This window comes from Leucobacter manosquensis (assembly GCF_018304845.1).
Taxonomy (GTDB): Bacteria; Actinomycetota; Actinomycetes; order Actinomycetales; family Microbacteriaceae; genus Leucobacter; species Leucobacter alluvii.
On the sequence record NZ_JAFEVO010000001.1, the window covers coordinates 155028 to 167193 of the forward strand.

Sequence of the window (12166 nt, forward strand, 5' to 3'; positions counted from 1 at the left end):
ATCAGAGCGTGACGTCATCGCGAGCCGAACGGACGAGCCGGGGGCTCGTCGTCGCGGCGATTGCGTCGTTCATCGCGGTCTTCTCGCACGCGGTGGCTGATGGCGGCTCCGTTCCGGTGCTCGGGCTGCTGCTCGCCCTGGTCTTCTCGGCGCCCGTCTGCATCGCGCTCGCCGGCCGCCGGCTCTCGTGGACGCGGCTCGCGCTCGCAGTCGGAGCGAGCCAGTTCGCGTTCCACGGTCTGCTGAGCCTCGGGCTCGGCGGGGGATCCTTCGAACTCGGAGCCGGAGCGCATCAGCACGAGCTCGCCCAGTCTGCCCAGGTCCTGCCGTTCGGCGGTGCGGAAGCCGCAGTGCACCTCGAGCACGGAGGCCACGCGATGTGGATCGCCCACGCGTGCGCCGCAGTGCTGACCGTGCTGGCGATCGGCGCCGGCGAACGCGCGCTCGTCGCGATTCTCGGCCTTGCGAGGCTGCAGCGCGTCGCCGCGCTGTTCGACTGGTCCCCCAGACCCGAGGGCGATCCTCGGCCCGTGCTGGCGGCGTGGCGCTTCATCGCCCCGCGCCTAACCAGCCTGACTGAGATGCGACGGAGGGGTCCGCCGCGCGCGGCCTGACCCCACCCACCTTCATCGCGGGCGCGACGTCGTCACGCCCGCACGCAGTCAAACGGAGATCATCTCATGCAGCACACCCGTACCCAGAAATTCACGCGCGCGGCCGTCGGCATCGGCGCAGGAGCGCTTCTCGCGATCGCGGCGCCACTCGCGGCCTCCGCCCACGTCACGGTCACCCCCGATCAGGTCGAAGCGGGAGGATGGTCGTACCTCACCTTCCGGGCTCCGACCGAATCGGATACGGCGAGCACCACGAAGCTCGAATTCCACCTGCCGAAGGACACGCCGTTCACGCACGTCTCGTACCAGCCCGTCGCAGGATGGACGGCCGAGGTCACGGAAGAGACGCTGCCAGAGCCCGTCGATGTGCTCGGAAACGAGGTGAGTGAGGCGCCGACCGAGGTCGTGTACACGGCGGAAGGCGCAGGGATCGCGCCCGGGCAGGTGCAGATGTTCACGCTCTCGGTCGGCCCCGTCGCCGACACGGGGAGCATCGCGATCCCCGTCACCCAGACGTACAGCGATGGCACAGTGGTTGAATGGGCCGCGACTCCGGAGCAGATCGAGGAAGACGATACCCTCGACCCAGCGCCCGTGCTCTGGGTCAACGATGCGCCTCCGGCCGACGATCATCATGCCGGCTCGGGCGACCAGGACGCTGCCGCCGGTGCCGCCGCGGAAGCCCCGGAAGCCCCGGAAGCCTCAGCTGACGCGGGCGGGGTCACCCTCGGACTGAGCATCGCTGCGCTCGTGATCGCCGCCGGTGGCGTGCTGCTCGGGGCGGTCGCGCTCTCACGGACGCGGAAGGCATCGGCGTGACCCTCACGCGCAAGGCTCTGGCAGGAACGGCGGGCGCCCTGCTGGCGCTCGCCGCCCTCCCGCTGGTCTCGACTGCGGCGAACGCGCATGATCAGCTGGTGAGCGCCGACCCGGTCGACGGGGCATCGGTCGATGCGCTCGAGGAGATCGCGCTGCAGTTCAACAATGCGCCGCTCGGACTCGAGAACAGCAACCTGGTGCGGGTCATCGGCCCGGATGGGCGCTATTACGAGACCGGTTGCCCCACGCTCGCCGGTCCCGTCGTATCGGCGCCGGTCGAGCTCGGCGCCCCGGGCGAGTACGAGGTGCAGTGGCGGGTGGTGTCGTCCGACGGCCACCCGATCGCCGAGAACTCCTCGTTCACGTATGCGCCCGGGGGCGATGTCGCTGAGGGGGCGGGATCGGAGACCCCGCTCTGCGGCGGAGCCGTTGCCGCGAGCCCCGGTGTCGAGCCCGGCCCCGATGGAGCGGGCGCCGGGGATGCCGCCGAGGAGTCCCGGTCAGACGAGACCCGCAGCCCGGTGAGCGGACTCTGGATCGGAGTCGGAGTCGGCGGATTCGCCGTGATCGCCGTAGCCGCTGCGGCCTTCATTATTCTGCGACGACCGCGGTCGGAACCCTGACGCTACCCCGGTGACTCCTCCGCGGTGACCCACTCGGGAAAGGGGTCCGGAAGTCGAAGCCAGGCTTCCGGCCCCGCCGAGAATTCGACATCCGTCAGGGCGACCGCGTCGAGCGCCGCGGTGATCCCAGCGATGTCGAGGTCGAGTCCGATGAACGCCAGGTCTTGGCCGATCGCGAGGAGTTCGGCGGCAGGACTGATCCCGCCGGCTCCGATCGGTTCGAAAGAGATCACTCGGCCGACGTGGTCCCAGCTCGCGATGGTTCGGGGTCGACTGGCCAGGCGGCAGAATCCGGCTGAGCGCACGACGAAGCCGAATTCGCCGGGCTCGATGCGATGGTCGAGCAGCGCCTGCAGGCGGCCGGCGTGCAGCGGCCGTTCGTGCGTGTACCGGAATGCCGTGACCCGCGCGTCCGTCATGTACGGGTCGAGTTCATCGTTCAGCACGGCGATCCAGCCGGCCCGATCTTGCGATCGTGAGAGCGCGGTGGGCGGGGCGATCGGGTCGGAACCGTCTTGCTGCAGTCGCAGGCGAGCCCGGGGGGCGAGGTGGTGGACGAGCGCCATGAGGGCGGCCAGCTGCGCTGTCGCCTGCGACTCCCAGTTCACGAGCACGATCTGCGACGCGTGCTCCATCTGAGTGATGAGCAGTTCCGCCCGCGCGACGAAGAGCGCGTCGCCCCGTTGCGGCAGGTAGTCGTCGCGCATCACGTCGGTGAGGAGGTGGGCTGCGTCGACGACGCAGATGAGATGTGTCAGACGGATTCGCTCGGAGTCCTCGGAGAACGCGCGGATCACGTCGGTCGCGCGCACGTCGGCCGGCAGTTCGATCACCACGGCTCCCGACGACCCGAACCACGGTGCGACGGTGACGGCCTCGAGGACGGGATCCGCGCTCGCGGAGAGCCGCGCCGCGGTGAGCAGGGGTGCGCCGATCTGCGTCGCGCGTCGTTGCGCGAAGGCGCGACGCTCCGGTGCGCACGCGCCGACGACGGCCGTGATTTCGATGGTCTCCATGGGTTCCTCTCGTGACGGCGCCGAACGCCCACGACCCACTATAGTGATAATCCTTATCATTAACATTCGAGGAGCATCCGATGAAGGTTCGATCATCACTCAAGTCACTGCGGCGGCAACCCTGAGCTCAGGTCGTACGCCGACGCGGCCGCGTGTACGTCATCAACGCACTCAATCCGCGCTACCAGGGGCGCCAGGGCTGACTGCCTCGGCGGCGACGCCTCCGCGGTTCACTCGCACCAATCGCTGAGGCCGCCGATCGCGGAGCGCACCGTTTCGCCGGAGTCGATGCGCACGTAGTTCGTGGTCGTCTGGGTGAAGCCGAGCGCCACCGGCGTGCCGTCCGCGGTGCCGCCCGCCGAGACCGTCTCGATCGCCGCGAACTCTGCGTTGGGGGAGAGGCATACACGCCCGATCCGGGTCGACTGGGCAGCGGGGGTGAAGATCGTGCGCGCCTTCCCGTTCTCCCGCACCTCCACGCTGCCGCCAACGGCGAGCGAGCCGTCGCCGAGCGGAGAGCCCACCGAGCGGCCGTCGACATTCTCCGCGGTCGCGTGAGTCTCGGCCCCCGACGGGGCGAGTCGAGCGAGCGTCGAGTCGGAGCTGACGGCGAGCACAGCGGAGGGGTCTGAGCCCTCGGATTCCTCCGGGGGCTCGATGGGGGTGGGCGAGAGGGGCGCATCGAGCGTGCCCGTCACCGCTCCCGAGAGGTCGACGAGTGCCGCGCCGGAGTCGCCTGCGATGGCGAGCGTCGTGGTGCCAGGGATGAAGTCGAGCAGATCTGCCGTGAGCCCGAGATCGAAGACACGGGGTTCGGGTACCGCTTCCCAGCCGAACAGTCGTCCATCCGGGCTCTGGAACACGAGCGACGTCGTGCCGGGGATGAACCGCCAGTCGCGTACGGGTATCGCTGCTCCATCGACGTCGGCCACGGTCGAGACGATGACGGTGGCCGGGTCGATCACGAGCAGGGTGCGGTCGTATTCGGTGCTGTCGTCGCCGACGCCCGAGGCGACAACTCCGATCACTCCGCTGTTCGATTCGCTGCGGAGCTGACCGAGATGCCCCGCAGACATGATGCGAAACGGATCGGGGTCCGTGAAGCTCCTCGGTGCGGTACCACCGCCGGACTCCGAATGGATCGAGAGAGCGGCCCGCCCGGTCTCGTCGCGGGAGACCACGGCGAGCCCTGCTGCGGTGCGTGCATACTCCTGGATCCGCGGCGCGGTGAACACGGCGCGCGTCGCGCCCGGGTTCTGCAGGCGGTGCTCGAGCAGCCGATCGCCTGCATCCGAGCGGTTCACCGTGTACGTCGCAGGATCAGGGGTGCGCACCGGTGCCGCGATCACGCCGTCGCTGCCGGTCGCCGCGCCCCGTACCCGGGCTTCGATGCGGTACTCGGTTCCCGTGTCGAGCATCTCGAGAAATCGGATCGTGAGCGAACTGCCATCCGAGGTGACGTCGATAGGGGTCGCCGGGGTGACGGTGACCGCATCTGGGGCGACGGCGTCGATCGGCTGGCTCAGATGCAGTTGCACGCGCTGGTCCGTTCGGGAGACGAGCAGCGCCGTGTTCGCATCGAGTGCTTTGAGGCGCGGAGGCTGCACCAGATTCGCTCCGGCGAGACCGGCGGCGAGCAGGCCGAGGATCGCGAAGACGGTGATCCTCGATATCCGCATGCGCCGGTTCGCCCGGCGCTCAGTAGACATACGGATCCTCCGGTTCATCGATCGGCGTCACGCTGAACGGGCGCAGGACGACGGGTTGGTCGCTCGCCACATCCGGGTTCGCGACGAAGACGCCCTCGACCTGCACCCAGGTTCCCTCGCGGTGATCCCGCTCCCAGCCGGGCATGAGCACGGGTACGCCGAGCGGCTGCGCGTCGACGGCGCAGCACGACACCACGAAGCGCGCTGCGAAGAACACGTCGCCCGGCTCGTCGGTGCCGGGGAGCACGAATCCGATGAAGTTCGCCGTGCGTCCCTGGGCCTCTGCTCCACCGCCTTGGCGCAGCAGCATCGCCCAGTCTCGCGCGTCGCGATCCGCGTCCTCTCCGGTGACCGGGGAGCCGTCGGCCGGGCCGCTCCCGGAGTTGACCTGGCGTTGCTGGGCAGCCGCAACGGAGAGCGTCGTCGGGGGTGCGATGAGCAGCGCCGCTGCGGTCGACGCGATGAGCAGTGCGGCGCCGATCGTCGGGAGCGCACGCTGCACGGGAGAGCGACGCGCACGGGCTGGGGGCGCACCGGGTCCGTGGTCGTGGTCGTGGTCGTGGTCGTGATCTACCGCGCGCGCCGCACGAGAGGCGCGATGCAGCACGGGCACGGCCGCGCACAGTGCGATCGCCGCGATCCCGCAGATGGTGACGGTGAACCAGAAGTACCGTGGATGCACGTACCAGCCCAGGCGTCCGGTTGATGCGAGCCACATGATCGCCGCGATTCCCAGGCCGCTGAGCACGAGACCCCGCCAGTACCGATCGAACTGCTCACGCGACAAGGTTCAGACCCCAACCGATGACCAGGCAGCAGAGTGCCACGAGGCTCGTGAGCAGTGCGAGCGCGCGGACGGTGAACGTGGTGCGCAGCAGCGCGAGCATCTTCACATCCATCATCGCTCCGAAGAGAAGGAATGCGACGATGCTGCCGGGGAGGAACGTGGCGCTGAGCGACAGGATGAAGAACGCATCGACACTCGAGCAGATCGAGATGATGAATGCGAGCAGTACCAGGGCGAGTACCGACCAGAGCGGGTGGGCCCCGAGCGCGACCAGCAGATCGCGAGGGGCGCCGACCTGGATCGCTCCCGCCAGCGCCGATCCGATGATGAGCGCGGGCATCAGGGCACTCGTCTCCTCAGCGACGCCGACGAGGCTGCGCTGCACCCGGTCGCCGGGTCGGCGTTCGTGCGCGTGCTCGCAGTGCGTGCGAAAATCGTCGGTGAGCAGCGCTGCTTGACTCGCCGAGCGGCTGAGCAGCCACCCGGCGAGGTTCGCGATCGCGAACCCGCCGATCACGCGTGCCGCCAGAATGCCGTCGCTCCACCCGAAGGCGTGGTAGGTCGTGATGATGGTGACCGGGTTCAGGATCGGAGCAGCGAGCAAGAAGGTCGCCGCCTCCGACACCGTGAAGCCGCGCATCATGAGCCCGCGTGCGAGTGGAACATTGCCGCATTCGCAGACCGGGAGGAGCACCCCGGTGACCGAGAGCACCGCGCGTCGCAGGGCCGGGCGCCGCGGGAGCACCCGGTCGATGACCGATTGGGGCACCCACACCTGCACGACGGTGGAGAGCAGGATTCCGAGGAAGACGAACGGGAGGGACTCGATGAAGACGCTGAGCGACAGCGCGACGAAATCGGCGAGGGCGGTGGGCAGCGCGAGGGCCTCGCCCGCGTGATGCGTGGCTGCGCGCAGTGCGACGGCTGCGAGCAGTGCAAGTGCTGCGAGACCGGTGAGTGCGAAGGCGCGCGAGCGGTGCCTCACCGCCTCCATGCTGTCTCCGATCCGATCCGAGCCGATGCGGCCGCAGGAGACGAGGGGGAATCTCGAAGCGCCGGGCCGATAATCGTTCTCAGTATAGAAGCGGGGCTCTGCGCGGTCCTGACCGTTGCTCGCGTGTCGGGGCAGCTCCGTCCCCTGCGGGGTCAGCGTCAGACACCGACCCGATCCGGTCTCACTGCGAGGACGCGGCGCGGCACGCAGCGCAGATGCCGAACACCTCGAGCGTGTGGGAGTGGATCTCGAAATCGTGGGTGCGGGCCACGGAGGTGAACCATGCTTCGTCAGGCGGCTCGATCTCGATCGTCGTGCCGCAGCTCGAGCAGACCATGTGGTGATGGTGCGTCTGCGGATCCTCGCAGGCACGATACAACTGCCCATCGGGGGTCGAGATCGCGTCGGCCTCCTGATTCTCGACCAGGGTGTTGAGCTGCCGGTACACGGTAGCGATGCCGATCTTCGAGCCCCCGTCGGCGAGCCGCCGGTGCAGCTCCTGCGCCGAGATGAACCCGGCCATGGATTCGAGCGCCGTACGCACCGCGGTGCCCTGCGCGGTACGCCGAGTGCGGATGGTGGTCACGATGCGGCTCCAGAGTTCGGTGGACGCTCCCGATGGTAGCAGCGGCGCCCTGACCGGGGTTCTCCCGCGAGCGAACGCGTGCGTCGGAGAAGAAACAGGATCGCGTGCTCGGCGTTGCGCTTTCGGGAGCCGCTCGCGCCGGATAATCTGGACGAACGACCGGAAAGGAGCGCTCGAGATGGAGTACTCCGGTGAGGGGACCGCTGCAGTCGCGGGTGACGACGCGGTGCTGGCACGGCTGACGAAGGAGCGGGTCGCAGTAGTCCTCGAATCCATCGGGTGGCGGTACACCGTCGACGACGAGGGCGACATCCGCGGGGGGTGGGAGTACGGGTCCTTCTTCTTCCTCGTCGACGATGAAGCCGACGCACTGCTCTGCGTGCGAGGCTACTGGCGCGGACGCCTCGGAGCGTCGGAGTACTCCCGCGCGCTCGAGCTCTGCAACCTGTGGAATGCCGACAGGCTCTGGCCGAAGACGTTCGTCGGGCGCGACGACGACGGGTCGCTCCGGCTGAACGCCGAGCACACGGTCGATTACGATCCCGGCGTCACCGACGAGCAACTCGCACAGCACCTCCGTTGCGCAGTCGGTACGAGCATGGCGTTCTTCTCGACCCTCAACGACGCGTTTCCGGAAGCGTGGGCGCGTCACCTGGCCCAGCACTGACCGCGCCAGAGGCTATTGCTGCCGGCCGTGCGCCGTCTCGGGGTGAGAGCGGCGCGATGCGAGCCTCCCGGTAGGCTGGCACCCATGAAGCGGGTCGCGGTCGTCGTGCTCGAGGGGGCCAAGCCGATGGACGTCGGAATCCCCGCGCAAGTCTTCACGCACCGTGCCAGCATGCCGTTCACGGTTGAGGTATGCGGCGTCAGGCCGGGGTTGATCACCGGGGGAGACGGTCTCTCCTATCACGTCGAGCACGGCTTGGAGTCGCTTGCGACCGCCGATCTGATCTTCGTGCCGGGATACCGGTTCCCCGACCGTGAGCCGCCGCCGGCGGCGCTCATCACGGCGCTCGGCGCCGCACATGATCGCGGCGCCATTCTCGCAGCGATCTCCACCGGAGCGTTCGCGCTCGCCGCCACGGGGTTGCTCGACGGTCGGCGGGCGACGACGCACTGGCACTACGCGCGGCGCCTCGCCGAGCAGTTCCCGAAGGTGCGCGTCGATGACCGGGTGCTGTTCGTCGACGAGGGCTCGGTGCTGACCTCAGCGGGGGCCGCTTCTGGAATCGATCTCTGTCTCCACCTGCTGCGCCGCGAATCCGGCATGGCGGTCGCGAATCATGCGGCTCGGCGACTCGTCGCCGCTCCCTACCGCAGCGGTGGTCAGGCGCAGTACCTCCCGCACAGCGTGCCGGAGTCGATCGGCGAGCGGTTCACGCAGACGCGGGAGTGGGCGCTCCGCCACCTCGACGAGCCGTTGACGATCGCGCGTCTCTCCCAGCACGCACGCGTGTCGGAGCGCACCTTCTCCCGACGGTTCCTCGATGAGACCGGCTATACGCCGATGCAGTGGGTGATGCGCGCCCGGGTGGATCGCGCGCGGGAGCTCCTCGAGGAGACGGAACTCGGCGTCGACGCGATCTCGGCCGCCGTCGGACTGGGCTCCGCGACGAACCTGCGCCGGCACTTCCGACAGGTGCTCGGCACGGCTCCGACCGCGTATCGGCGCACGTTCTCGCAGTCGGGATGATGCGGCTCGCACCCGTGTTCAACGGCTGCGAGATCCTGGCAGGATTCGTTCGAATGATGGCAATGCGGCCACTGGCGTGAGCGCCGCTCACGTACCAGTCTGGAATCAGACCACCATGCACATCATTGCGAAGGAGATCGAAGAACCCATGACCCGTCGGGTAGCCATCAACGGATTCGGACGAATCGGCCGGGGCGTCCTGCGCGCTCTGCTGCAGCAGCAGAACGACCTCGAGGTCGTCGCCATCAACGACCTCACAGACGCGCCGACCCTGGCGCATCTGCTCTCCCGCGATTCGCTCTACGGCAAGCTCGAGCAGCCGGTGTCGGTCGACGGCACGACGCTCGTGGTCGGCGACCGCCGCATCGAGATTCTGGGCGAGCGCGATCCCGCGAAACTGCCGTGGGCCGAGCTGCAGGTCGACGTCGTGCTCGAATCGACCGGCTTCTTCACGAAGGCGGCCGATGCGAGGAAGCACATCGAGGCCGGAGCGAAGCGCGTGCTCGTGAGCGCTCCCGCGAAGGGCGCCGACCTGACACTCGTCGTCGGCGTCAACGACGACCTCTACGATCCCGAGCAGCACCACATCGTCTCGAACGCATCGTGCACCACGAACGCGCTCGCACCGCTCGCGAAGGTGCTCGACGAGCTCGCCGGCATCGAGTGGGGCACGATGATGACCGTGCACGCCTACACCGCCGACCAGCGTCTGCAGGATGCGCCGCACTCCGATCTGCGCCGCGCCCGCGCCGCCGCCCTGAACATCGTGCCGACCTCGACCGGGGCCGCGACCGCGATCGGCCAGGTGCTGCCCCAGCTCGACGGCAAGCTCGTCGGAGGGTCGCTCCGCGTACCCGTTCCGGTCGGCTCGATCGTCGAGCTCACCGCGGTGGTGTCTCGGGAGGTGACGCGGGATGAAGTTCTCGCCGCCTACCGCGCCGCGTCCGACGGACCACTGGCCGGGGTGCTCGAATACTCGGAGGAGCCGCTGGTCTCCTCCGACATCGTCGGGAACCCGCACAGCTCCATCTTCGATTCCGAGCTCACGTACGCCGACGGGAAGCACGTCAAGGTGACCGCTTGGTACGACAACGAGTGGGGATTCTCGAACCGCGCCGCTCAGGTGCTCGCGACGCTCGCCGACTGAGTCGAAGAGCACTCGCACTGGCCCCTCCCGTTCATTCGAGAGGGCCAGTGCCGTGCTCACGCCGCTGTGCGAGTGCGGAGGCGCATCACGAGCGCTGCGATCGCGCGCCAGCCGATGAGGAAGACGCCGAGAGTGATGGTGGCGACGATGACGAACGGGACGGCGGTGCCCGCACCGGTGGCCGCTCGCACCAGCATGCCGATGAGGACGGAGCCGACCCAGATCGGAAGGCCGGCCCTGATGATCGCCATCGGGTGCCGAGCGACTCGTGCGGCGAGCCACGAGACGCCGAGACCGATGATGAAGGGCCACGCCGTATCGAGGAGTCCGAGCACGGTCGCCGCCCGCTCGTGACTGCTCCGGCCGATTCCGGCGAAGAGCAGAACGAGCGCGAGATCGATTCCGAGCGCCAGGGCGGCTGAGCGGAGTGGCTTCGGGGCGGAGCGCTCGGCTGGCTCTCGGGCCGACAAGCTCATGACTGCGACTCCGTTCGCGAGCGCTCGAGGAGATCCAGCACCGCGCCGTGCAGGCGACCGTTCGTGGCGAGCGAGCTGCCGTTCCAGGCGCTCTCAGCGCCCTCGATGTCGGTGAATCGCCCACCGGCCTCGCGCACGATGGGCACGAGCGCAGCAAGATCGTAGGGCTTCACATCGAACTCGGCGACGATGTCGACGAGGCCTTCGGCCAGCAGCATGTACGACCACATATCGCCGTACGCCCGGTCCCGCCAGACCGCTCGACTGAGCGCGATGAGCGGATCCAGGTACCCGGCGAGATCCCACTGCTCGATGCTCTGAAAGCTGAGGGACGCGTGCTCGAGCTCTGCGATGGCCGACACCTGCAGTCGACGGGGATCGGCACCCTGCTGACGGCCCCAGGCTCCGTGCCCGGTCTCCGCCCACCATCGAGCGCCGAATGCGGGCGCGGAGACCACGCCGACGGAGGGCGAACCGTCGATCTCGAGTGCGATGAGGGTGGCCCAGTTGGGCACGCCGCGGAGGAAGTTGGAGGTGCCGTCGATGGGGTCGATGATCCATCGCCGCTCGCCCCGATCCTCCCGCCCGGATTCCTCGCCGAGAAATCCGTCACCCGGACGTTCGACGGAGATATGGGCGCGCAGCGCGCGTTCGACCGCCGTGTCCGCATCCGTCACGAATGTGCGATCGGGCTTCGTGTCGACGGCGAGGTCAGCGGCGCGGAAGCGGGGGAGCGAGATCCCGTCCGCGAGGTCCGCCAGATCGAGGGCGAACGCGAGGTCGGGAGAGGGGAGCGCTCGGGTCATTGACACACCTTCCATGAGCGGGAACCACCGGGCAGATACGCGAAAAGCCCGGTATGAGATACCGGGCTTTCCATCTGTGCGCCCTCACGGGCTCGAACCGTGGACCCGCTGATTAAGAGTCAGCTGCTCTACCAACTGAGCTAAAGGCGCATATCGCTGTTCCGAGGTCTTGCCTCGCTGAGCAACGGATGAAACTCTAGCACGATCGAGAGAGGCCGTTCAAATCGATGGCGGGATCCCGCGCGCGTCGCGGCCGGATCGCACGGGTTCGGCTCAGCGATGCTTGCGGCCCGCCTGCTCCTCCGCATCCTGCTCTTGCATGGAAACGGTGGCGATGGCGAGCGCGAGGCCCGCGAGCCAGGCGCCCCACACGAGATAGCGGCGCCAGTCCTTGCGCATGGAGCCGGTGCGGCGTGCGGTGCTCATGGCGCCGAACGCGGCGCCGATCACTCCGGGATTGGTGACGTACTTGCCGATAGACACGGTGCCTCCCTGCGGTCGGTGATGATGACCGTTTCAGCCTAGTGGGAGGGTGCGCGGAGCGGAGGGGGTTGCGGTAGCCTGGCTGAGACAGGCTTCGCGCGTGCGGGGTCACCACTGATCGATGAAGGAGAAGCCGGTATGGCGAAGCAGGAGACGGGCGCGCTGTTCGAGGAGAGCTCGCAGGGAGCCGTGAGCGCTGTGACGGCGATCGTATTCGTCATCTCGATCGTGCTGGTGCTGGGCGGGTTCGTCATCATGAGCTACGGCGTGAACCCGGAACTCGGCGCGGCCGAGCTCTGGACGTTCGCGGGCGGCCTCGCTGCGGCCAGCCTGGGCTTCGCGCTCCCGTTCTCGCTGCTGCCCATCAGCGGCAAGTAACGCGCTCCGCGGGCGGGGTCGGAGGGCGCTCCTCC

General features: G+C 68.6%; 15 protein-coding genes, 1 tRNA gene and 1 pseudogene. 8 read left to right on the forward strand and 9 right to left on the reverse strand.

Going from position 1 to position 12166, the window contains the following annotated elements; all coding sequences use genetic code 11:
• Window positions 1-8 precede the first annotated feature (8 nt).
• The 3 genes from JSQ98_RS00735 (at window position 9) to JSQ98_RS00745 (ending at window position 2056) form a co-directional block, all read left to right on the forward strand.
• Complete coding sequence (locus JSQ98_RS00735; RefSeq protein WP_211647917.1) at window positions 9-614, forward strand: hypothetical protein; 606 nt, start codon at window positions 9-11, stop codon at window positions 612-614.
• Window positions 615-680: 66 nt separating this feature from the next.
• Window positions 681-1433 (forward strand): YcnI family copper-binding membrane protein, encoded by a 753-nt coding sequence (locus JSQ98_RS00740; protein ID WP_211647918.1) that lies wholly within the window; start codon window positions 681-683, stop codon window positions 1431-1433.
• On the forward strand, window positions 1430-2056 hold the full coding sequence (locus JSQ98_RS00745; RefSeq protein ID WP_211647919.1) for a copper resistance CopC family protein: 627 nt from the start codon (window positions 1430-1432) through the stop codon (window positions 2054-2056). The genes JSQ98_RS00740 and JSQ98_RS00745 overlap by 4 nt, the downstream gene beginning before the upstream one ends.
• Window positions 2057-2058: 2 nt before the next feature.
• Here the strand turns inward: JSQ98_RS00745 and JSQ98_RS00750 are convergent, their stop codons facing one another.
• Complete coding sequence (locus JSQ98_RS00750; RefSeq protein WP_211647921.1) at window positions 2059-3072, reverse strand: GTP-binding protein; 1014 nt, start codon at window positions 3070-3072, stop codon at window positions 2059-2061.
• An 80-nt stretch (window positions 3073-3152) separates the two neighbouring features.
• Here JSQ98_RS00750 and rpmJ point away from each other — a divergent pair.
• Window positions 3153-3275: pseudogene (gene rpmJ, locus JSQ98_RS00755) on the forward strand (50S ribosomal protein L36).
• Window positions 3276-3302: 27 nt separating this feature from the next.
• Here the strand turns inward: rpmJ and JSQ98_RS00760 are convergent.
• From JSQ98_RS00760 to JSQ98_RS15320, 4 genes are all read right to left on the reverse strand, one after another.
• Window positions 3303-4781 carry a hypothetical protein gene (locus JSQ98_RS00760; RefSeq protein WP_211647923.1) on the reverse strand — a complete coding sequence of 493 codons (1479 nt, stop codon included), beginning with the start codon at window positions 4779-4781 and terminating at the stop codon, window positions 3303-3305.
• Window positions 4771-5568, reverse strand: a complete 798-nt coding sequence (locus JSQ98_RS00765; protein ID WP_211647925.1) for a TIGR03943 family putative permease subunit — start codon at window positions 5566-5568, stop codon at window positions 4771-4773. The genes JSQ98_RS00760 and JSQ98_RS00765 overlap by 11 nt, the downstream gene beginning before the upstream one ends.
• Window positions 5558-6562: a permease gene (locus JSQ98_RS00770; RefSeq protein ID WP_211647926.1), complete on the reverse strand. Its 1005-nt coding sequence runs from the start codon at window positions 6560-6562 to the stop codon at window positions 5558-5560. Before JSQ98_RS00770 ends, JSQ98_RS00765 begins: the two co-directional genes overlap by 11 nt.
• 181 nt (window positions 6563-6743) lie before the next feature.
• Window positions 6744-7148: a Fur family transcriptional regulator gene (locus tag JSQ98_RS15320; protein WP_211647927.1), complete on the reverse strand. Its 405-nt coding sequence runs from the start codon at window positions 7146-7148 to the stop codon at window positions 6744-6746.
• Window positions 7149-7326: 178 nt separating this feature from the next.
• Here JSQ98_RS15320 and JSQ98_RS00780 point away from each other — a divergent pair, with 178 nt between their 5' ends.
• From JSQ98_RS00780 to gap, 3 genes are all read left to right on the forward strand, one after another.
• A complete protein-coding gene (locus JSQ98_RS00780; protein WP_211647928.1) occupies window positions 7327-7815 on the forward strand; it encodes a type III secretion system chaperone family protein in 489 nt (162 codons plus the stop codon).
• Between the two features lie 84 nt (window positions 7816-7899).
• On the forward strand, window positions 7900-8841 hold the full coding sequence (locus JSQ98_RS00785) for a GlxA family transcriptional regulator (RefSeq protein WP_211647929.1): 942 nt from the start codon (window positions 7900-7902) through the stop codon (window positions 8839-8841).
• Between the two features lie 148 nt (window positions 8842-8989).
• Window positions 8990-9988, forward strand: coding sequence for a type I glyceraldehyde-3-phosphate dehydrogenase (gene gap / locus JSQ98_RS00790; RefSeq protein WP_211647930.1), 999 nt, complete (start codon window positions 8990-8992; stop codon window positions 9986-9988).
• Between the two features lie 56 nt (window positions 9989-10044).
• Here the strand turns inward: gap and JSQ98_RS00795 are convergent, their stop codons facing one another.
• The 4 genes from JSQ98_RS00795 to JSQ98_RS00810 all read right to left on the reverse strand — a co-directional run bounded on the left by JSQ98_RS00795 (window position 10045) and on the right by JSQ98_RS00810 (window position 11753).
• Complete coding sequence (locus tag JSQ98_RS00795; RefSeq protein WP_211647932.1) at window positions 10045-10464, reverse strand: DUF3054 domain-containing protein; 420 nt, start codon at window positions 10462-10464, stop codon at window positions 10045-10047.
• Window positions 10461-11270, reverse strand: a complete 810-nt coding sequence (locus JSQ98_RS00800; protein ID WP_211647934.1) for an inositol monophosphatase family protein — start codon at window positions 11268-11270, stop codon at window positions 10461-10463. The genes JSQ98_RS00795 and JSQ98_RS00800 overlap by 4 nt, the downstream gene beginning before the upstream one ends.
• Before the next feature lie 77 nt (window positions 11271-11347).
• Window positions 11348-11420, reverse strand: a tRNA-Lys gene (locus JSQ98_RS00805).
• Between the two features lie 123 nt (window positions 11421-11543).
• Window positions 11544-11753 carry a hypothetical protein gene (locus JSQ98_RS00810; RefSeq protein WP_211647936.1) on the reverse strand — a complete coding sequence of 70 codons (210 nt, stop codon included), beginning with the start codon at window positions 11751-11753 and terminating at the stop codon, window positions 11544-11546.
• Between the two features lie 138 nt (window positions 11754-11891).
• Between JSQ98_RS00810 and JSQ98_RS00815 the strand changes: the two genes are divergently transcribed.
• A complete protein-coding gene (locus JSQ98_RS00815) occupies window positions 11892-12131 on the forward strand; it encodes a hypothetical protein (RefSeq protein ID WP_090147806.1) in 240 nt (79 codons plus the stop codon).
• Window positions 12132-12166 lie beyond the last annotated feature (35 nt).

What these genes read in the sequence shown, in the direction of transcription:
- JSQ98_RS00740 (WP_211647918.1), top strand. Translation starts at nt 681, where the DNA reads ATGCAGCACACCCGTACCCAGAAATTCACGCGCGCGGCCGTCGGCATC.
- JSQ98_RS00750 (WP_211647921.1), bottom strand. Translation starts at nt 3,072, where the DNA reads ATGGAGACCATCGAAATCACGGCCGTCGTCGGCGCGTGCGCACCGGAG.
- JSQ98_RS00760 (WP_211647923.1), bottom strand. Translation starts at nt 4,781, where the DNA reads ATGTCTACTGAGCGCCGGGCGAACCGGCGCATGCGGATATCGAGGATC.
- JSQ98_RS00770 (WP_211647926.1), bottom strand. Translation starts at nt 6,562, where the DNA reads ATGGAGGCGGTGAGGCACCGCTCGCGCGCCTTCGCACTCACCGGTCTC.
- JSQ98_RS00780 (WP_211647928.1), top strand. Translation starts at nt 7,327, where the DNA reads ATGGAGTACTCCGGTGAGGGGACCGCTGCAGTCGCGGGTGACGACGCG.
- JSQ98_RS00785 (WP_211647929.1), top strand. Translation starts at nt 7,900, where the DNA reads ATGAAGCGGGTCGCGGTCGTCGTGCTCGAGGGGGCCAAGCCGATGGAC.
- gap (WP_211647930.1), top strand. Translation starts at nt 8,990, where the DNA reads ATGACCCGTCGGGTAGCCATCAACGGATTCGGACGAATCGGCCGGGGC.
- JSQ98_RS00795 (WP_211647932.1), bottom strand. Translation starts at nt 10,464, where the DNA reads ATGAGCTTGTCGGCCCGAGAGCCAGCCGAGCGCTCCGCCCCGAAGCCA.
- JSQ98_RS00800 (WP_211647934.1), bottom strand. Translation starts at nt 11,270, where the DNA reads ATGACCCGAGCGCTCCCCTCTCCCGACCTCGCGTTCGCCCTCGATCTG.
- JSQ98_RS00815 (WP_090147806.1), top strand. Translation starts at nt 11,892, where the DNA reads ATGGCGAAGCAGGAGACGGGCGCGCTGTTCGAGGAGAGCTCGCAGGGA.